19 protein-coding genes and 1 tRNA gene are annotated in these 17,441 nt (G+C 61.4%); 8 read left to right on the top strand and 12 right to left on the bottom strand.

The features are described from left to right. Positions 1 to 114: 114 nt before the first annotated feature. From ACIOAU_RS02135 to ACIOAU_RS02120, 4 genes are all read left to right on the top strand, one after another. The gene (locus ACIOAU_RS02135) at positions 115 to 573 is read left to right on the top strand and encodes an Lrp/AsnC family transcriptional regulator (protein ID WP_101317474.1); all 459 of its coding nucleotides are present in this window, start codon (positions 115 to 117) and stop codon (positions 571 to 573) included. Positions 574 to 720: 147 nt separating this feature from the next. After that, positions 721 to 1,725: a GTP 3',8-cyclase MoaA gene (moaA, locus tag ACIOAU_RS02130; protein WP_103436467.1), complete on the top strand. Its 1,005-nt coding sequence runs from the start codon at positions 721 to 723 to the stop codon at positions 1,723 to 1,725. Positions 1,726 to 1,746: 21 nt separating this feature from the next. Then, positions 1,747 to 2,646, top strand: a complete 900-nt coding sequence (locus ACIOAU_RS02125; RefSeq protein WP_401179646.1) for a bestrophin family protein — start codon at positions 1,747 to 1,749, stop codon at positions 2,644 to 2,646. A gap of 81 nt (positions 2,647 to 2,727) precedes the next feature. Beyond that, entirely contained in the window at positions 2,728 to 3,612 is an 885-nt protein-coding gene (locus ACIOAU_RS02120; protein WP_181106050.1) for a LysR family transcriptional regulator, read from the top strand. A gap of 97 nt (positions 3,613 to 3,709) precedes the next feature. Here ACIOAU_RS02120 and xenA read toward each other — a convergent pair whose 3' ends face one another. Beyond that, a complete protein-coding gene (gene xenA / locus ACIOAU_RS02115) occupies positions 3,710 to 4,801 on the bottom strand; it encodes a xenobiotic reductase XenA (RefSeq protein ID WP_150571477.1) in 1,092 nt (363 codons plus the stop codon). 50 nt (positions 4,802 to 4,851) lie between these two features. On the opposite strand from xenA, the gene ACIOAU_RS02110 reads away from it, so the two are divergent. Then, on the top strand, positions 4,852 to 5,187 hold the full coding sequence (locus ACIOAU_RS02110; RefSeq protein WP_401179641.1) for an ArsR/SmtB family transcription factor: 336 nt from the start codon (positions 4,852 to 4,854) through the stop codon (positions 5,185 to 5,187). 317 nt (positions 5,188 to 5,504) lie between these two features. Here ACIOAU_RS02110 and mqo read toward each other — a convergent pair whose 3' ends face one another. From mqo to dapA, 8 genes are all read right to left on the bottom strand, one after another. Then, positions 5,505 to 7,142 carry a malate dehydrogenase (quinone) gene (gene mqo / locus ACIOAU_RS02105; RefSeq protein WP_101317460.1) on the bottom strand — a complete coding sequence of 546 codons (1,638 nt, stop codon included), beginning with the start codon at positions 7,140 to 7,142 and terminating at the stop codon, positions 5,505 to 5,507. Between the two features lie 348 nt (positions 7,143 to 7,490). Further along, positions 7,491 to 7,682 (bottom strand): DUF4223 family protein, encoded by a 192-nt coding sequence (locus ACIOAU_RS02100; RefSeq protein WP_101317458.1) that lies wholly within the window; start codon positions 7,680 to 7,682, stop codon positions 7,491 to 7,493. 129 nt (positions 7,683 to 7,811) lie between these two features. Next, positions 7,812 to 8,042 carry a hypothetical protein gene (locus tag ACIOAU_RS02095; RefSeq protein ID WP_401179637.1) on the bottom strand — a complete coding sequence of 77 codons (231 nt, stop codon included), beginning with the start codon at positions 8,040 to 8,042 and terminating at the stop codon, positions 7,812 to 7,814. 284 nt (positions 8,043 to 8,326) lie between these two features. Continuing rightward, positions 8,327 to 8,416, bottom strand: a tRNA-Ser gene (locus ACIOAU_RS02090). Positions 8,417 to 8,508: 92 nt separating this feature from the next. Next, complete coding sequence (purC, locus tag ACIOAU_RS02085) at positions 8,509 to 9,219, bottom strand: phosphoribosylaminoimidazolesuccinocarboxamide synthase (RefSeq protein ID WP_103436385.1); 711 nt, start codon at positions 9,217 to 9,219, stop codon at positions 8,509 to 8,511. A 29-nt stretch (positions 9,220 to 9,248) separates the two neighbouring features. Then, positions 9,249 to 10,007, bottom strand: a complete 759-nt coding sequence (locus ACIOAU_RS02080; RefSeq protein WP_101317454.1) for an MBL fold metallo-hydrolase — start codon at positions 10,005 to 10,007, stop codon at positions 9,249 to 9,251. Beyond that, positions 10,008 to 11,123 carry an outer membrane protein assembly factor BamC gene (bamC, locus tag ACIOAU_RS02075; protein ID WP_101317452.1) on the bottom strand — a complete coding sequence of 372 codons (1,116 nt, stop codon included), beginning with the start codon at positions 11,121 to 11,123 and terminating at the stop codon, positions 10,008 to 10,010. 17 nt (positions 11,124 to 11,140) lie between these two features. Then, positions 11,141 to 12,019 carry a 4-hydroxy-tetrahydrodipicolinate synthase gene (dapA, locus tag ACIOAU_RS02070; protein WP_101317450.1) on the bottom strand — a complete coding sequence of 293 codons (879 nt, stop codon included), beginning with the start codon at positions 12,017 to 12,019 and terminating at the stop codon, positions 11,141 to 11,143. A 260-nt stretch (positions 12,020 to 12,279) separates the two neighbouring features. Here dapA and ACIOAU_RS02065 point away from each other — a divergent pair, with 260 nt between their 5' ends. Together ACIOAU_RS02065 and ACIOAU_RS02060 are read left to right on the top strand one after the other, a co-directional pair. Continuing rightward, a complete protein-coding gene (locus tag ACIOAU_RS02065) occupies positions 12,280 to 12,840 on the top strand; it encodes a glycine cleavage system protein R (protein ID WP_101317448.1) in 561 nt (186 codons plus the stop codon). A 10-nt stretch (positions 12,841 to 12,850) separates the two neighbouring features. Continuing rightward, a complete protein-coding gene (locus tag ACIOAU_RS02060) occupies positions 12,851 to 13,324 on the top strand; it encodes a peroxiredoxin (protein WP_101317446.1) in 474 nt (157 codons plus the stop codon). A 121-nt stretch (positions 13,325 to 13,445) separates the two neighbouring features. Here the strand turns inward: ACIOAU_RS02060 and ACIOAU_RS02055 are convergent, their stop codons facing one another. Then, complete coding sequence (locus ACIOAU_RS02055; RefSeq protein WP_101317444.1) at positions 13,446 to 14,516, bottom strand: AI-2E family transporter; 1,071 nt, start codon at positions 14,514 to 14,516, stop codon at positions 13,446 to 13,448. Between the two features lie 22 nt (positions 14,517 to 14,538). Further along, a complete protein-coding gene (locus tag ACIOAU_RS02050; RefSeq protein ID WP_150571996.1) occupies positions 14,539 to 14,778 on the bottom strand; it encodes a sulfurtransferase TusA family protein in 240 nt (79 codons plus the stop codon). Between the two features lie 121 nt (positions 14,779 to 14,899). On the opposite strand from ACIOAU_RS02050, the gene ACIOAU_RS02045 reads away from it, so the two are divergent. Then, positions 14,900 to 16,333 (top strand): M48 family metalloprotease, encoded by a 1,434-nt coding sequence (locus ACIOAU_RS02045; RefSeq protein WP_101317440.1) that lies wholly within the window; start codon positions 14,900 to 14,902, stop codon positions 16,331 to 16,333. Positions 16,334 to 16,381: 48 nt separating this feature from the next. Here ACIOAU_RS02045 and nadA read toward each other — a convergent pair whose 3' ends face one another. Beyond that, positions 16,382 to 17,440 carry a quinolinate synthase NadA gene (gene nadA, locus ACIOAU_RS02040; protein WP_101317438.1) on the bottom strand — a complete coding sequence of 353 codons (1,059 nt, stop codon included), beginning with the start codon at positions 17,438 to 17,440 and terminating at the stop codon, positions 16,382 to 16,384. Between the last annotated feature and the right edge of the window lies 1 nt (position 17,441).

The raw sequence follows: 17,441 nt of genomic DNA, 5'->3' as shown, positions 1-17,441 counted from the left end.
CCGCGATTGGCCGAGCGCAGGCGGATGCGTGCGATACCCCGGCCCCAGCATTCTATTCGTGCTCGTTAACGGCTAGTCTGGAGCATATTTTTCTCGGCAAGGCGACGCACCGGCATGGACAGTTTCGACCAGCACATCCTCACCCTGCTCCAACGCGACGCCTCCACCTCGCTCAAGGAGCTGGCCGAAGCGGTCAACCTCACCACCACCCCATGCTGGAAGCGGGTCAAGCGCCTGCAGGATGATGGCTATATTCTCGGCCGCGTCGCACTGCTTGATCCGCAACGCCTGGGCCTGGGTCTGACCGTGTTCGTCCAGCTCAAGACCCAGCGCCACGACAATGCCTGGCTCGAGCAATTTGCCGCCACCGTCAGCGGCTTCGAGGAGGTCATGGAGTTCTACCGCATGTCTGGCGATTGGGATTACATGCTGCGGGTGGTGGTCAGCGATATTGCCGCCTACGACCGCTTCTACAAGAAGCTGATCACCCGCACCGATGGCCTGTCGAACATCACCTCCAGCTTTGCCATGGAACAGATGAAGTACACCACGGCCTATCCGGTGCATCGCTGATGCGTCGATCAATTGGTTTGAACGGCTGATAGAGCGCGCCGATCAACCGAGTGGACAAAGCAATTTGACGGCGTCGGGTACAGGTTATAGCTTGGACTCACTGCCCTGCGGCCAACCGGCCGACCCTCCTTAGACGCGAGCGCGATTGTGGAACCCAACGGCCAGGCCCTGATCGACGGCTACAACCGAAAAATCGACTACCTGCGGATGTCGGTCACCGACCGCTGTGATTTTCGTTGTGTCTATTGCATGGCCGAAGACATGCAGTTCTTGCCGCGCCAGCAGATTCTCAGCCTTGAAGAGCTGTATCAGGTAGCCGAACGCTTCGTCGCCCTCGGCACTCGCAAGATCCGCCTGACCGGCGGCGAGCCACTGGTGCGTCAGGGCATCGTCGACCTATGTCGGCGCATTGCCGCCCTGCCCGGCCTGCGTGAACTGTGCATGACCAGTAACGGCTCGCAGCTCGACCGGCTGGCGCAGCCGCTGTTCGACGCCGGCCTCAGCCGCCTCAATATCAGCCTCGACAGCCTCGACCCGGAGCGCTTTCGTCAGCTGACCCGCACCGGCGATCTGGCCCAGGTCATCGCCGGCATCGACGCCGCGCGCCGCGCCGGCTTCAAGCGGATCAAGCTCAACTGCGTGGTGCTCAAGGGTCGCAACGATGACGAACTGGTCGATCTGGTGCGCTTTGCCATCGACCGTGAGCTGGACATCACCTTCATCGAAGAGATGCCGCTGGGCGTGATCAGCGAGCATCAGCGCGGCGAGTCGTTCTATTCCAGCGATGATGTGCGCGACCGCCTCGCGGCGCACTTCAGCCTGATCGAATCTGCCGAATCATCGCAGGGCCCGGCGCGCTACTGGCGCTTGGCCGAGGCAGCGCAGACGCGGGTCGGCTTCATCTCGCCGCACAGCCACAACTTCTGCGCCACCTGCAACCGTGTCCGCCTGACCGTCGAGGGCCGCTTGCTGCTGTGCCTGGGCAACGAGCATTCGCTGGACCTGAAACAGGTGCTGCGTGCGCACCCAGGCGACGCCGAGCGCCTCGAGCATGCCATCCGCGAAGCGGTGCAGCTCAAGCCTTACCGCCACCACTTCGAAGTAGGCGGCGAGGTGCAGATCCTGCGCTTCATGAACATGACTGGCGGCTGACCCAACCGCCTCTGGATCCCCATGATCGTCCATTCCCGGCCCGATGTGCTGCGTGTGCTGTTCACCCTGAAAGGCTCGATCGTCAAGCGCATTGCCTGGCGCTGCCTGCTGGTTACCTTGCTGGCGGCGTTGATCGTGCTGGTCGAGCGGCATTATCCAGAGATGTTCTCGCCGGTCAGCGCCACGCCTTTCACCTTGCTCGGCCTGTCGCTGTCGATCTTCATGAGTTTTCGCAACACGGCCTGTTATGACCGCTGGTGGGAGGGCCGCAAGGCCTGGGGGCGGATGCTCATCGAGGTGCGCTCGTTCGTGCGCGAGAGCGTGGCGATTGCCGACCCCGAGCTGCGCCGCGAGGTGCTGCGCAGCCTGTGCGGCTTTGCCCATGCCTTGAACGCTGGATTGCGCGGTGAGGATGCCCTCGGCGCGGCGCGGCCGTGGCTGAACCCGGCGCATTCACTCAGCCCGCACAACGTCTGCGACGGCATCCTGCGTAACATCGGCCAGCGCTGCTCGGAGCTGGCGCAGACGCAACAGATCAGCGAATGGCGCTACACCCTGCTCGAACAGCGTCTGGTTGGCCTGGCCGAAGTGCAGGCGACCTGTGAACGGATCAAGGGCACGCCGCTACCCTTCCCTTACACCCTGCTGTTGCACCGGACCATCTATATCTTCTGCCTGCTGCTACCGTTCGCCCTGGCAGAACCTTTGGGCTGGCTGGCGCCGCTGTTCACCACCATCGTCAGCTACACGTTCTTTGGCCTGGATGCGATCGGCAACGAGCTGGAAGATCCGTTCGGCCGCGACGAAAACGACCTGCCCACCGACTCACTGGTGCGCACCCTGGAGCGCGACGTGCTTGCGGCGCTTGGCCACGAGCCGTTGCCGCCGGCGCTGATGCCGGTCGATCACTTGCTCAGCTGAACCGGGCGGCGGCGACTAAACAATGGCTAGCCCCGCTCAACTTGGTTAAGGTCAACGCATTCCGATTGCGCAGGCCGCCCCATGGACATCAAGCAGCTCAAGTTTCTTATCGCCCTGGACCAGACCCGGCACTTCGGTCAGGCCGCTGCGCTGTGCCATATCACCCAGCCGACCTTGTCGATGCGCCTGCGTAATCTGGAAGAAGAACTTGACCTGGTGCTGGTCGAACGTGGCCAGCGCTTCGAGGGTTTCACCGAGGCCGGCGAACGCATTCTGGCTTGGGCGCGGACACTGCTGGCCGCACATGACGGCCTCCAGGCCGAAGCGGCCAGCTGCCGCGGCCAAGTGGTCGGTAGCCTGCGCCTGGGCAGCGTGCCGTTGGCCAGTTTCAATCCAATGGCGCTGCTGGTGCCGCTGCGGGAGAAGTTTCCCGAGCTGCAGTTTCAGCTAAGCTCGAGTACCTCCGAGCAGATTGTCGATGGCCTCAGCCGCAATCAGCTCGACCTGGGAATCTGCTATCTGGATCAGGTTAACTCAAGTTTTTTCGACGTGATCGAACTGGGCACCACCACCATGGGCCTGCTGCACGACACCCGCCATTATCAGTTCGAGCAAAGCGAGCTGGCCTGGGATGAGCTGGGGGATCTGCCGTTGGGGCTGCTCAGCAAGGGCATGCATTACCGCCAGTCGCTGGACCTGAGCTTTCGCAGCCGCGGCCTTGCGCCACTGGCAGTGCTGGAAAGCGACTCGACCTTCCAGCTGATCCAGGCCATCACCAGCGGCATGTGCTGCGCAGTGATGCCGCTCAACTGCGGGCTGGAGGATTTGAGCGAACACATGCGCATCACCCCCATCACCGAGGCCAGCGTGCTCAGCCCGGTCGGCCTGCTGCTGCGCCGCAGCGAGCCGAGGTCGGCGATTGCCGAGCAGTGCTTTAACCAGGCACGGATAGTGTTTGGCCAGTAACTGCTAGCCACAAAAAACGCGGGGCCAGTCTCGCAGCGCTGTGCTGCTCGGACTGGCCCCGCGTGGTTAACGGTGCTGGCTGGCGTTAGGGCGAGCCTTAACGATAGCGCTCCAGCCAATGCGCATACGGCGCTGGCAGGGTCCACGAGGCTTTGTCCACGCCCAACTCTTTTGCGGCGAAGTAGGCCCAGTGTGGGTCAGCCAGGTGCGCACGGCCTACCGAAACCAGATCCAGCTGACCCGCTTGCAGCGCGCCTTCAGCCAGCTGCGGCGTGCCGAAGCCCCATGCCGAAGTCACCGGCAGGCCTGCTTCGCGGCGCACGCGCTCGGCAATCGGGCCCATGAAGGCCGGGCCCCACGGGATGTTGGTGTCGGGGATGGTGAAACCAACGCTGACGCTCAACAGGTCGAGGCCACCGGCCTTGAACTGACGGGCCAGTTCGATCGACTCGACCAGGGTCTGCTCGTCGCGGCCATCATATTCCAGCACACCGAAGCGGGCGGTCAACGGCAAATGCTCAGGCCAGACTTCACGCACGGCCGCCAGCGTTTCGAGGAGGAAGCGGCTGCGGTTTTCGAAGCTGCCGCCGTAAGCATCGGTACGCTGGTTGGAGTGCTCGGAGAAGAAGCTCTGGCCGAGGTAGCCGTGGGCGAAGTGCAGCTCGATCCACTCGAAACCGGCGTCACGGGCGCGGCGCGCAGCATCGACAAAGTCTTGTTTGACCCGAGCGATGTCGTCCAGGGTCATGGCCTTTGGCACTTTCGGCAGGTTGGCGCCAAAGGCAATTGCCGACGGTGCCAGGGTGTCCCAGCCGCGGGCGTCGTCAGCGGCGATATGGTCGTCACCTTCCCATGGGCGATTGGCGCTGGCCTTGCGCCCGGCGTGGGCGATCTGGATGCCGGGTACGGAACCGGCCGCCTTGATCGCCTTCACCACCGGTACGAACGCTTCGGCGTGGGCGTCGCTCCAGATCCCGGCGCAGCCTGGGGTGATGCGTCCTTCTGGCGATACTGCAGTGGCTTCGACCACCAGCAAGCCGGCGCCGCCGCGGGCCATTCCTGCCAGATGCACGTGGTGCCAGTTGTTGATCATGCCGTCTTCGGCCATGTACTGGCACATCGGTGGAATGGCAATGCGGTTGCGCAAGGTGACGTCTTTGAGGGTGTAGGGTTCGAACAATGCAGACATGAGCCAGCTCCAGCAGGTTGGGTATACGATAGTTCGATCATAATCGAACTATGGCAATTAATGAAAGCCCCGTTATCATGTCGACCATGCGAGCCTACAAATATCCAAGCTGTGAAGACCTCATCCTCGAACGCGTGCTATACGCCTTGAGCGACCCCGTGCGCATGGCCATCGTGCGCCATTTGGCGGGTGTCACCGAAGCCACTTGCGGCGAGCTGGATGGCGGCCGGCCCAAGTCGAGCATGTCTCATCATTTTCGCGTGCTGCGTGATGCGGGCCTGGTGCAGACGCGCAATGTCGGCACCACGCACATGAATTCGCTGCGCAGCGAAATGCTCGACAGCCGCTTCCCCGGCCTGCTCGAGTGCATCCTGCGCCAGCGCTGAGTAACCGCCGCATCCTCTCCCCCTGCGCAGCCCATCGGCTCGCGCAGCAGGCGTAATGAACGCCGTTCGAAGCGCCCTTCTCTACTGATCACAAGGCACAGCATGCGCCGTCCAGCGGGGACTTGGTGGCAAGCCGCAGATCTGCCGACCGCACAGGTTTGAATTCAGACACCAGACAAGGTACTCCGCATGACTCAAATTCAGTTCAAGCCTGAACCGCAAACCGCAGGCATAAAAAAACCACGAGGCAGCACCTCGTGGTTTTTTATGGGCTGGTTGCCGTAGCGGCAAATGGTTACCGCGCAGCTAAAGCCTGATTACAGCGCCATGTCGCTCGCAGGGTTGCTTTCAACTGGCTTGCTCACGGTTGTATCAGTGCCAACGCTCTGATCGATAACCGGTGGTTTTTCCAGTTGCAGCACTTCAGCGGTGTAGTTCCACTCTTTCTGCACAGCAGCAGCCGAATCGTTCAGCTTGGTGCCGTAGCTTGGCACGATTTCGTGCAGCTTGGCTTGCCACTCAGGCGTTGCGACCTTTTCCTTGAACACGGTTTCGAGCACGGTGAGCATGATCGGTGCCGCAGTCGAAGCGCCTGGCGAAGCGCCCAGCAGGCCGGCAATGCTGCGGTCCTGCGAGGTCACGACTTCGGTACCCAGCTTGAGTACGCCGCCTTTTTCTTCGTCACGCTTGATGATCTGCACGCGCTGACCAGCTTGCCACAGGCGCCAGTCTTCTTTCTTGGCGTTCGGGAAGTAGGTCTGCAGCGCCGCGAAGCGATCATCGTCAGACAGCATCAGCTGGCCAGCGAGGTACTCGACCAGCGGATACTGATCAACACCTACCTTGGTCATCGGCCAGACGTTGTGCAGCGTGGTGCTGCTCAGCAGGTCGAGGTACGAACCGTTCTTGAGGAACTTGGTCGAGAAGGTGGCGAATGGGCCAAACAGAATCACGCGCTTGCCATCAAGCACGCGGGTATCCAGGTGCGGCACCGACATGGGTGGCGCGCCGGTGGAAGCAATGCCGTAGGCCTTGGCCATATGCTGCATGGCCACGGTAGGGTTCTCGGTCACCAGGAACGAGCCGCCGACCGGGAAGCCTGCGTATTCCTTGGCTTCCGGGATGCCCGACTTCTGCAGCAGCTTCAGCGCGCCGCCGCCAGCACCGATGAACAGGAACTTGGCGTCGGTGGCCGACTTGCTGCCGTCCTTGAGGTTCTTGTACTCAACGTGCCACGAGCCATCTTCGTTACGCGTGATGTCCTGCACTTCGGTGGACAGCTTCAGGTCGAAGTTTTCCCGGGTTTGCAGGTGCTTGACGAACTGACGGGTGATCTCGCCGAAGTTGACGTCGGTGCCGATCGGCGTCCAGGTCACGGCCAGCTTCTGCGAAGGATCACGCCCTTCCATCATCAGCGGGACCCACTTGGCGATCTGCGCGTTATCTTCCGAGTACTGCATCGGACGGAACAGCGGGCTGGCCTGCAGCGCGTCGTAACGCTTCTTGAGGAACTTGATGTTGTCGTCGCCCCACACGAAGCTCATGTGCGGCGTGGTGTTGATGAACGAACGCGGGTTGTTCAACACGCCCTGACGGACCTGCCACGACCAGAACTGGCGGGAGATCTGGAACGATTCGTTGATCTCGATGGCCTTGGAGATATTGACGGTGCCGTCTTTATCCATTGGCGTGTAGTTCAGCTCGGCCAGCGCAGAGTGACCGGTACCGGCGTTGTTCCAGCCGTTGGAGCTTTCTTCAGCGACGCCATCCAGGCGCTCGACCATCTCCATCGACCAGCTCGGCTCCAGCTCATTGAGCCAGACCGCCAAGGTCGAACTCATGATGCCGCCGCCAACCAGCAGCACGTCTACTTTCTTCGCTTCATCGGCGTGCGCCTGCATCAGGCTCGCCGCGACAGCCAGACCCAGCAGGGTCTTGCCAGCTTTCTTGAACATTGATCAATTCCAATCGATAGCACGTAAGGAAGGCCTAGGCAGGGCCTCGTTTATCCATGTCCTTCAGCGCGCGCTTTTTATTGATCATTGGAGTCAGCAGCTTGAGAAACAGGGACGCCAGCCTAAGGTCGAATTGACCAGTCAGGGCTGAAACGTTTTTCCGATTGTAACCGAAATGCCAGCACAAACAAATTCGCAAGTGGCAGGCAAGGTGACGGGATGTCTCAGTGGCCGAATGTCGCGGGGCGGCCGTGGCCCGAGTAAACGCCAGACAACAAAAACCCCCGGCCACGTGGATGACCGAGGGTCTTGGACGGGGCAGCAAACAGCCCCGTCAACGATCTGGAATTACTGCTGCTGTGGCAGCTTGTCGATCGGGCCGCAACCGCCAATGATCTTGGAGACCGAAACCGAAGGGTGGAACAGGTAGTCGTAAGAGCAATTCTTTTGCTGGTTGTAGACCTGGCCGGTGCAACCCGACAGCAGCGCAACACCCGATACGACGGCTACAGCGACGGTAGCTTTGAACAGCTTTTTCATACTAAGTCCTTTAAATGATCATGCGCCATCGTACTGACGGCGGCGGGATCATACAGTTTCTGGGCATTGGATCCAAGTCAAATACCGTGTTAGTGAACTTAGTAATGCTTGAGCGATAGATCTGGCGAGCTAACGAAAAAATGTAAGGCTTCTGACGCTACTCTTCACACCAACAAAACCTCTCAACATGTCGAACTCACAGAGCTTGCATTCTTGTAATCCCTTTCCGAACCGTAATCTTGAACCTGCCCAGCCGTTGACGGCGCAGCAGCCGCTGCCGACCAGCATCAGCATCAGCATCAGCATCAGCATCAGCATCAGCATCAGCATCAGCATCAGCATCAGCATCAGCATCAGCATCAGCAGAGATGATTGCGGTCTTTTATGCAACGGGGGGAAGCCAGTGGTTCAAACGGCGATTTTCATGCAAGTAAAAAAGCAACTAAATTTACTGATTCAAGTCACGCATACGCGGCATATTAGTTTGGTGCATGAGAGCAAGTAGAGCTCATTAGCGAAGGTCTTCTCATACCACTCATGAAAATGAAATCAGGAAGTACGGTAACACCATGCCTGCGCACATTTCAGACAACGCAAAAAACAAAAAGCCCCGCAGACTTTCATCTGCGGGGCTTTTCGATGTATGGCGGAGAGATAGGGATTTGAACCCTAGGTACTGTTGCCAGTACAACGGATTTCGAATCCGTCCCGTTCGACCACTCCGGCATCTCTCCAATGGCGCGCATCATACCAGCGATTTCGTAAAAGGCAAACCTTTATCTGAAAAAAATTCGCGTGGTATCAAACGCTTGCGTCACAGCGGGCCTTACAGCGGCACGCCCAGACGCTTGGCCACTTCTTCGTAGGCTTCGATCACGTCGCCCAGACCCTGGCGGAAGCGGTCCTTGTCCATTTTCTTGCGGGTTTCTTTGTCCCACAGGCGGCAGCCGTCCGGGCTGAACTCGTCGCCGAGGACGATCTGCCCGTGGAATACGCCGAATTCGAGCTTGAAGTCGACCAGCAGCAGGCCGGCGTCATCGAACAGCTTGTTCAGCACTTCGTTGACCTTGAGCGACAGCTTCTTCATCTCGACCAGCTGCTCGGCGGTGCCCCAGCCGAAAGCCACAACATGGGATTCGTTGATGAACGGGTCGCCCTTTTCGTCGTTCTTGAGGAACAGTTCGAAGGTCGATGGTTCGAGCTTGATGCCCTCTTCCACGCCCAGACGCTTGACCAGGCTGCCGGCGGCGTAGTTACGCACGACGCACTCAACCGGGATCATGTCGAGCTTCTTCACCAGGCACTCGTTGTCGCCCAGCAGCTTGTCGAACTGAGTCGGGATGCCGGCTTCTTCAAGCTTTTGCATGATGAAGGCGTTGAACTTGTTGTTCACCGTGCCTTTGCGGTCGAGCTGTTCGATGCGCTTGCCGTCGAACGCCGAGGTATCGTTGCGAAACAGCAGGATCAAGCGGTCGGCGTCATCGGTCTTGTAAACCGATTTGGCCTTGCCGCGGTAGAGTTCGTCGCGTTTTTCCATGATGGGCTCCGCTTGCTTGAGTTGGTGGGCTAGGCGATTTCGCGCCAGTCGAGCCCATGTTCCTGATTCGCCACTTGCAGCCAGTCCGGGTCGCACCCAAGGGCGTCGACAAAGCACTGACGGGCCAGCTGTGGCAGGTTGTTCTTGCTGCTGAGATGCGCCAGCACCAGGTGTTGCAGGTGCTGCCAGCCCAGCTCGGCCACCAGGTTGGCGGCCTGGTGGTTGTTCAAATGTCCTTGGCTGCCGCCTACGCGCAACTTCAAAAAGTGCGGGTAATGACCGCGGGCAAGCAAGTCGCGGCAATGGTTGGCTTCGATCAGCAGGGCATCCAGACCCTGATAGCGCTCCAGCAGCCGAGCGTCGTAGCAGCCCAGGTCGGTGAGCATGCCGAAGCGCCGGCGACCATCGCTGAGCACGTACTGCAGCGGCTCATGGGCGTCGTGCTCGACCCGCGCCGCGCTGACCTGCAGCGCGCCGATGCTGATGCTGTCACCACAACCGAGAAAACCGGCGACCTCGACCGGCTTGCGCAAGCCGCGCAAGGTGCCCTGGCTGAGGTAGACCGGTACATTGTAGCGCCGCGACAGCAAACCCACGCCATGCACGTGGTCGGCATGTTCGTGGGTGACCAGCACCGCGCTCAGCTGTGCTGGCGAGACCCCGAGCAGCGCCAGGCGCCGCTCGGTTTCCCGCAGGGAAAACCCGCAATCGACCAGGATGTACGTATCACCACTGGCGATCAGCGTGCCGTTGCCCTGGCTGCCGCTTCCAAGTACTGCGAAGCGCACTTAACCCAAACGGTCCTGAATGGCGCTCAGCACGCGGCGGGCGACATCGGCCGGGGCCACGGTGTTGATGTTTTTCTCGACCGTTACCTGCACGCTCTCGCCAACCTTGCTCAGGCGTACCTGATAACGCTCGGCGCGCTCTTCACGCTCTTCCTGGGTCGGCTCGCTGCCGAACAGGCGGCTGAAGAAGCCGGGCTGGTTGTTCTTGTCTTCGGGTTTCTCGGACAAGTTGATGTAGTACAGGCCCAGGCTGCGGTTGATGTCTTCAACGCGCCATTCGCCCTGCTCCAACGCACGGCCGACACCAGACCAGGCGCGGTCGAGGTCGGAACCGACGTTGAGCACCGGGTTGCCGCTGCCGTCTTCGCTCAGGCTGACCCGGCTTGGGGCATCGAAGTCGCGCTCAGCCAGCAGCGAAACCGAACCGCCCTTCTCGGCGCTGCGGTTCATGCTGGCGAGCATCTCGTCGACCAGCAGCGCATCGACGCCGGTGTTGGTCGAGTTGCTCGGGAAATCGGTCTGGGCAGTGCTGCCAGCCGGACGCTCGACGCTGACTACGAACACCTCGGAGGTGTTGCGCTGCACGCCGGGTTCCATGCGTACGCGAACACGTACTTCACTCTCGGCGCTGCTGGCCGAGCTGGCCAGGCGCTGGCCAAGCGAAGCCGACAGTTCGTCGAAGCGCTGCCAGGTGGTGGTGAATTCGCCGGTCTGCGGACGCTCTTCAGCGATGCGGAAGCCGTTGTCTTCAAAGAACTGATGCGCCACCGGCCAGACTTCGGCAGGCGAACGCTGGGCCAGCACCCAACGGCTGTTACCGCTGCGCTGCAGGGTAAAGTCGCTGATGTCGGCAGCAGCCGACAGCGGCTGCGGACGCGGCACTTCGTATTCGCCAGTGGCGGTGTCGTCGGCAACGTTACGCGGGATCGGCAACAGCGGATCGAGGCGTTTGACGTTGGCCACGTCTGCCGGCAGCTGCATCGGCGCGGTCGGTTGCGCCTGCAGGTAATCGCTACCGCGGTCGCGGAAATAACCCTCGTCGCCCCACAGCCAGCCGCAGCCGCTGGTGCTGGAAATGATCAGGGCAAGGGCGGATAGACCAGCCAATCGCTTCATGCGGTGTACTTCCTCGATTAAACCAGTACGCCGGACTTGCTCAAGGCAGTACGGACTTTTTCGTGACAGTTCTCGCTCAGCCAGGTCAGTGGCAGGCGAATGCCTTTGTGCATCAGGCCCATTTCCACGAGCGCCCACTTCACCGGAATCGGGTTGGCTTCGCAGAACAGGTCTTTGTGCAGCGGCATCAGTTGTTCGTTGATTGCGCGGGCCTTGTCGGCATCGCCGGCCAGTGCGGCCTCGCACAGATCGGCCATTTCGCGCGGGGCGACGTTGGCGGTAACGGAGATATTGCCCTTGCCGCCGAGCAGGATCAGCTCGACCGCGGTCGGATCATCACCCGACAGCACGATGAAGTCGCTGCTGACGCCATCGAGGATGGCCTTGGCCCGGACCAGGTCGCCGGTGGCTTCCTTGATACCGATGATGTTCGGCACGGTGGACAGGCGGATCACGGTCTCGGCCTGCATGTCGCAGGAGGTGCGGCCGGGCACGTTGTACAGAATCTGCGGGATGTCGACCGACTCGGCGATCAGCTTGAAGTGCTGATACAGGCCTTCCTGGGTCGGCTTGTTGTAGTACGGCACCACCAGCAGGCAGGCGTCGGCACCGGCGTTCTTGGCGTTCTGGGTCAGGTGCACGGCTTCGGAGGTGGAGTTGGCACCGGTTCCGGCGATGACCGGAATACGGCCGTTGACACGCTTGACTACAAATTCGATGACCTGGATGTGCTCTTCGACATCGAGGGTGGCCGACTCGCCGGTGGTACCGACGGCGACGATCGCATGAGTGCCTTTTTCCAGGTGGAAGTCTACAAGCTTGCCGAGGCTGTCCCAGTCCAGACGCCCTTGTGCATCCATGGGAGTGACCAGTGCCACCATACTGCCCGCAATCATGTAACTGCTCCTGCCGGAAAAAGAGAGCGGTAATGGTACTGGCGCCATCGGCCTTGCACAAGCAAAGCTGGCGGGCGGAGCATTCCCCTCGGCGCTGCTTTTCGCTACCCTTGATCCTTTGATCAGTGCAGAGCGGCCCGCCGGGCCGTCGACAGTGCCTCCCGCGGGTGTCTACAGCCGCTGCAATCGGCTCAGAACCTTGCTGTAACGGAGGCTGTCCCAGGTCCTGCACCGACCGCTCATCGTTTTAGGAATGCTGCATGTCCACCCCCACAGTCCGCGAACAATTCCTTGTCATCAGTGCCCTGGGCCCCAATCCCATGGAGCTGGCCAACGTTCTCAGCCGCGCCGCCGTCGACAATCGTTGCGCGGTAGTCACCTCGCGCCTGTCGCGCCACGGCGAAACCAGCGCCCTGGTGTTGCAAGTCGGTGGCAGCTGGGATGCCCTTGCCCGCCTTGAAGCCACCCTGCCGGGCCTGGGCAAGAAGCACGGCCTGACCCTTGATGTGGTGCGCAGCGCCGATCAGGAAGTGCGCCCGCAGGCCCTGCCTTATGTGGCCTATGTCAGCGCCGCCTATCGCCCGGACATTATCAACGAGCTGTGCCAGTTCTTCCTCGACCACAACGTCGAGCTCGAAGCCATGACCTGCGATACCTATCTGGCGCCGCAGACCGGCAGCAGCATGCTCAACGCCCAGTTCACCGTGGTGTTGCCGGCCGGCACCCAGATCAGCTGGCTGCGCGATCAGTTCCTGGACTTTGCCGATGCGCTGAACCTGGATGCCCTGATCGAACCATGGCGCCCTCAAAACCCGGTGTAAGGAGCCTCACATGGCGGTAACCCTCGATCAACCTGTCGCCGACTTCCAGGCCCAGGCCACCAGCGGCCAGAGCGTCAGCCTGGCTGAGCTCAAGGGCAAGCAGGTGGTGCTGTATTTCTACCCCAAGGACAGCACCCCCGGCTGCACCACTCAAGGCCAGGGCTTTCGCGATCAACTCGACGCGTTTGCCGCGGCAAACACCGTGGTGTTCGGCGTCTCGCGTGACGGTTTGAAGTCGCACGAGAACTTCAAGGCCAAGCAAGGCTTCACCTTCGAGCTGATCAGCGACAAGGACGAGGCGCTCTGCCAGCTGTTCGACGTGATCAAGCTGAAGAAGCTCTACGGCAAGGAATACATGGGTGTGGACCGCAGCACCTTCCTGATCGACAAGGACGGTGTTCTGCGTCAGGAATGGCGCGGCGTGAAAGTGCCAGGCCATGTCGATGCCGTGCTTGCAGCGGCGCAGGCATTGAATCAGGCCTGAAACTGTATGGGGCCGCTCTGCGACCCTTCGCGGGTAAACCCGCTCCCACAAGGGTCTGCAGCGCCGACTAAACCTGTGGGAGCGGGTTTACCCGCGAAGGGTCGCAAAGCGGCCCCAGTTCTTACAGCAACGGTGCTACAGCCGGCTCTTGCCTGGGCCAGGCATCCAGTACGGCCTTGAACAGGGTCGCCAGCGGGATGGCGAAGAAGATCCCCCAGAAGCCCCACAGCCCGCCAAACAGCAGCACCGCGCAGATGATCGCGACTGGATGCAGGCTGACCGCCTCAGAGAACAGCAGCGGCACTAGCACGTTGCCGTCCAGCGCCTGAATGATCGCGTATACCGCCATCAGGTAGATGAACTGATCGCCCCAGCCCCACTGGAACAGCGCGATCAAGGTGACCGGCACGGTGACCACCACCGCCCCCACGTACGGCACCACCACCGACAGCCCGACCAACAGCGCCAGCAGCGCGGCGTAGTTGAGCCCCAGGCTGATGAAGGCGATGTAGGTGGCGATCCCGCAGATCAGAATCTCGATGCCCTTGCCGCGAATGTAATTGGCGATCTGCCGGTTCATCTCGTCACCGACCCGGGTCAGCAGCCTGCGTTCACGCGGCAAGTAGCCGCTGACCCAGCGCCCGATCAACTCGCGGTCCTTGAGAAAGAAGAACACCAGAATCGGCACCAGCACCAGGTAGATCATGGCGCTGACCAGCAGCGGCAGGCTCGACAGCGAGAAGGTCAGCGCCCATTGGCCAAACTTGCCAATCTCACCGCGCACCGATTCGATGGCGCGCAGCACCTGCTCGTCAGAGACCAGGTGCGGATAGCGCTCAGGCAGCAGCAACAGCAGCGACTGCCATTTACCGAGCATTCCCGGCAGCTCGTTCAACAGGGTGATCAACTGGTGCCAGAGCAGCGGCACCAGCACCAGCAGAAATACCCCCAGCGCGCCGATGAACAAGGCGAACACCACGCCCACGGCAACACCACTGGGCACCCGCATCCGCTCCAGGGCGTTGACCAGGCCCTGCATCAGATACGCCAGGACCATCCCCGCCAGCACCGGCGCGAGCATGCCGCCGAGGGTGAGCACGGCAGTAAAGGCCAGAACCAGCAGGACTGTCAGGACTACGGCTTCTTCATCGGAGAAGTAGCGCTGCATCCAGTCACGAAGCACTTTGAACATTGACGATCCTTGGGCGGAAAACTCAGGCCTTGCGCAGCCAGTAGGTATACACGCCGGCTTCGGCGCTTTGTTGCAGCAGGCTATGACCGGACAAACGGGCGAAAGTGCTGAAGTCGCGCTGCGAGCCGGCGTCGGTGGAAATCACCTTGAGCACTGCGCCCGCTGCCATCTGGTTAAGCTGCATTTTTGCCTTGAGCAGCGGCAATGGGCAGTTAAGCCCGCTGGCGTCGAGTTCGGCGTCGCAGGTCAGGGTATCGATCATCCAAGGGGCTCCTGGCGGTGGCAACGGTGCATGGCAGACAAGCCTGGTAGGATACCGCCACTGGTCGCCAAGGTGTGAGCGGGCTACAGTACGGGTCTTTGATCCGACGCGAGCTTCGTGCATGAATCTACTGCGCCCTACCCTGCTGACGCTGGCCTGCCTGATGGCCCTGCCCGGGCATGCCGATGACCTGCCGTCGCTGGGCGATGCCAGTTCTGCAATCGTTTCCCCGCAGCAAGAACATGAACTCGGCCGCGCCTGGCTCAGCCTGCTGCGCGGGCAAGTGCGCCAGCTCAATGATCCGCAGCTCAAGGACTACGTCGAAACCAGCGTCTATCGCCTGGCCGAGACCAGCCAGCTGCAGGACCGCCGATTGGAATTCGTGCTTATCGACAGCCGCGAGCTGAACGCCTTCGCGGCTCCCGGGGGGATTGTCGGGGTCAACGGCGGGCTGTTCCTCAATGCCCAGACTGAAGGTGAATACGCCTCGGTACTGGCCCACGAACTGGCCCACTTGTCGCAACGCCACTTTGCCCGAGGGATAGAAGCTCAGCAGCGCATGCAGGTGCCGATGATGGCCGCACTGCTGGCCGGCATCGTACTGGCAGCCGGTGGTGGCGGCGATGCCGGTATTGGCCTGATTGCCGGCACCCAGGCAGCGGCGATTCAGGAGCAGCGGCGCTTTTCGCGGCAGAACGAGCAGGAAGCCGACCGCATCGGCATCCAGAACCTGGAAAAAGCCGGCTTCGACCCACGCACCATGCCGAGCATGTTCGAGCGCCTCGCCCGACAGTACCGCTACGGCGCCAAGCCGCCGGAGTTTCTCCTGACTCACCCGGTGACCGAGTCGCGTATCGCCGACACCCGCAACCGCGCCGAACAGATGCCCAAGGGCGGCGTCGAGGACAGCCTGCGCTATCAGCTGATTCGCGCCCGCGTCGCCTTGACCTACGAAGGCACGCCGGGGCTTGCGGCCAAGCGCTTCCGCGATCAACTCGCAGATGATCCCAAGCTGGATGCTGCCCGCTACGGCCTTGCCTTGGCGCAGATCAAGGGCGGCAGCCTCAACGAAGCGCGGGACAACCTCAAGCAACTGCTGGCCAAGGCGCCCAACGACATCACCTACAACCTGGCGCAGATCGACCTGGAAATCACCAACAATCGCCTGGCCGACGCGCAGCAGCGGGTCGAGCGGCTACGCAGCCTGTATCCGAACAATTATCCGCTGCAGCAGGCGCGCGCCGACTTGTTGATCAAGCAGGGCAAGCCGGCTGAGGCAGAGAAAGTGCTGGATGACCTGGTCAAGAAGCGCCCGGACGACCCGGACGTCTGGTACGAAGTGGCTGAAGTGCGCGGGCTGTCGGGCAATACCATTGGCCTGCATCGGGCACGCGCCGAGTACTTCACGCTGGTCGGTGATTTTGACCAGGCAGTGCAGCAGCTCGACTTCGCCAAACGCCGCGCGGGCAGCAACTTCCCGCTGGCGTCGCAGATCGACGCCCGTCAGCGGCAGATTCTCGAGCAGCAGCGGATGGTCAAGGACATGATGCGCTAAGCAGCGTTCAGGCGGCGCCGGTTTGCCCGGCGTCGCCCAAGCTGCGGATCAGGCGTTGCCGGACAACTTCAGGCGGGCCGCCTGAGTGAAGTCGAGCATGCGGTTGAGCGGTTTGATAGCGCGCGGGATCAAGGCCGGGTCGACCAGGATCTCGTTGCTGCCGGTGCGCAGGCAGTCGAGGGTGCGCTCGAGGGTATTCATCGCCATCCACGGGCAATGCGCACAGCTGCGGCAGGCAGCGCCATTGCCCGCGGTAGGCGCGGCCACGAAGACCTTGTCCGGGCACAGCTGCTGCATCTTGTAGAAGATGCCGCTGTCGGTGGCGACAATGAAGGTCTTGTTCGGCAGTGTCTGCGCCGCCTTGATCAGCTGGCTGGTCGAGCCTACCGCATCGGCCAGGTCGATCACCGACTCAGGCGACTCCGGGTGGACCAGAATCGCCGCATCCGGATACAGCGCTTTCATGTCGGCGAGCTGGCGCGACTTGAACTCCTCATGGACGATGCAGGCACCGTCCCACAGCAGCATGTCGGCGCCGGTCTTCTTCTGGATATAGCGGCCCAGGTGCTGGTCCGGCCCCCAGATGATTTTTTCGCCGTTATCCATCAGGGTTTCGACGATCTCCAGCGCGCAACTGGAGGTCACCACCCAGTCGGCACGCGCCTTGACCGCAGCCGACGTGTTGGCATACACCACCACGGTTCGTTCGGGGTGCTTGTCACAAAACGCCGAAAACTCTTCTACCGGACAACCCAGGTCGAGCGAGCAGGTCGCTTCCAGGGTTGGCATCAGGATGCGTTTTTCCGGGGTGAGGATTTTTGCCGTTTCGCCCATGAAGCGCACGCCGGCGACAATCACGGTGTCGGCCGAGTGGTTCTTGCCGAAGCGGGCCATTTCCAGCGAGTCGGAAACACAGCCGCCGGTTTCTTCGGCCAAGGCCTGGATCACCGGGTCACAGTAGAAGTGCGCAACCAGCACAGCATTCTGGGCCTTGAGCTCGGCAGCGATGGCCGCACGGTATTCGGCCTCCTGCGCGGGCGTCAGGGGATGGGGTTGCTTGGCGTCAAGGTGAGCTTGAACCAACAGCCGTTCGGAAATCTGGGTCATG

The organism is Pseudomonas sp. NPDC088322 (genome assembly GCF_044740745.1).
GTDB classification, from domain to species: Bacteria; Pseudomonadota; Gammaproteobacteria; order Pseudomonadales; family Pseudomonadaceae; genus Aquipseudomonas; species Aquipseudomonas shirazensis.
Note: the sequence above shows the minus strand (reverse complement) of the source record. Positions and strands in the feature narration are given on the sequence as shown.

Bases quoted from the DNA above. Each gene is read 5' to 3' on its own strand.
- ACIOAU_RS02065 (WP_101317448.1), top strand. From the start codon at position 12,280: ATGTCCACCCCCACAGTCCGCGAACAATTCCTTGTCATCAGTGCCCTG.
- ACIOAU_RS02100 (WP_101317458.1), bottom strand. From the start codon at position 7,682: ATGAAAAAGCTGTTCAAAGCTACCGTCGCTGTAGCCGTCGTATCGGGT.
- purC (WP_103436385.1), bottom strand. From the start codon at position 9,219: ATGGAAAAACGCGACGAACTCTACCGCGGCAAGGCCAAATCGGTTTAC.
- ACIOAU_RS02060 (WP_101317446.1), top strand. From the start codon at position 12,851: ATGGCGGTAACCCTCGATCAACCTGTCGCCGACTTCCAGGCCCAGGCC.
- ACIOAU_RS02125 (WP_401179646.1), top strand. From the start codon at position 1,747: ATGATCGTCCATTCCCGGCCCGATGTGCTGCGTGTGCTGTTCACCCTG.
- ACIOAU_RS02095 (WP_401179637.1), bottom strand. From the start codon at position 8,042: ATGCTGATGCTGATGCTGATGCTGATGCTGATGCTGATGCTGATGCTG.
- mqo (WP_101317460.1), bottom strand. From the start codon at position 7,142: ATGTTCAAGAAAGCTGGCAAGACCCTGCTGGGTCTGGCTGTCGCGGCG.
- bamC (WP_101317452.1), bottom strand. From the start codon at position 11,123: ATGAAGCGATTGGCTGGTCTATCCGCCCTTGCCCTGATCATTTCCAGC.
- ACIOAU_RS02055 (WP_101317444.1), bottom strand. From the start codon at position 14,516: ATGTTCAAAGTGCTTCGTGACTGGATGCAGCGCTACTTCTCCGATGAA.
- ACIOAU_RS02135 (WP_101317474.1), top strand. From the start codon at position 115: ATGGACAGTTTCGACCAGCACATCCTCACCCTGCTCCAACGCGACGCC.
- dapA (WP_101317450.1), bottom strand. From the start codon at position 12,019: ATGATTGCGGGCAGTATGGTGGCACTGGTCACTCCCATGGATGCACAA.
- ACIOAU_RS02110 (WP_401179641.1), top strand. From the start codon at position 4,852: ATGGCAATTAATGAAAGCCCCGTTATCATGTCGACCATGCGAGCCTAC.
- xenA (WP_150571477.1), bottom strand. From the start codon at position 4,801: ATGTCTGCATTGTTCGAACCCTACACCCTCAAAGACGTCACCTTGCGC.
- ACIOAU_RS02120 (WP_181106050.1), top strand. From the start codon at position 2,728: ATGGACATCAAGCAGCTCAAGTTTCTTATCGCCCTGGACCAGACCCGG.
- ACIOAU_RS02045 (WP_101317440.1), top strand. From the start codon at position 14,900: ATGAATCTACTGCGCCCTACCCTGCTGACGCTGGCCTGCCTGATGGCC.
- ACIOAU_RS02050 (WP_150571996.1), bottom strand. From the start codon at position 14,778: ATGATCGATACCCTGACCTGCGACGCCGAACTCGACGCCAGCGGGCTT.
- nadA (WP_101317438.1), bottom strand. From the start codon at position 17,440: ATGACCCAGATTTCCGAACGGCTGTTGGTTCAAGCTCACCTTGACGCC.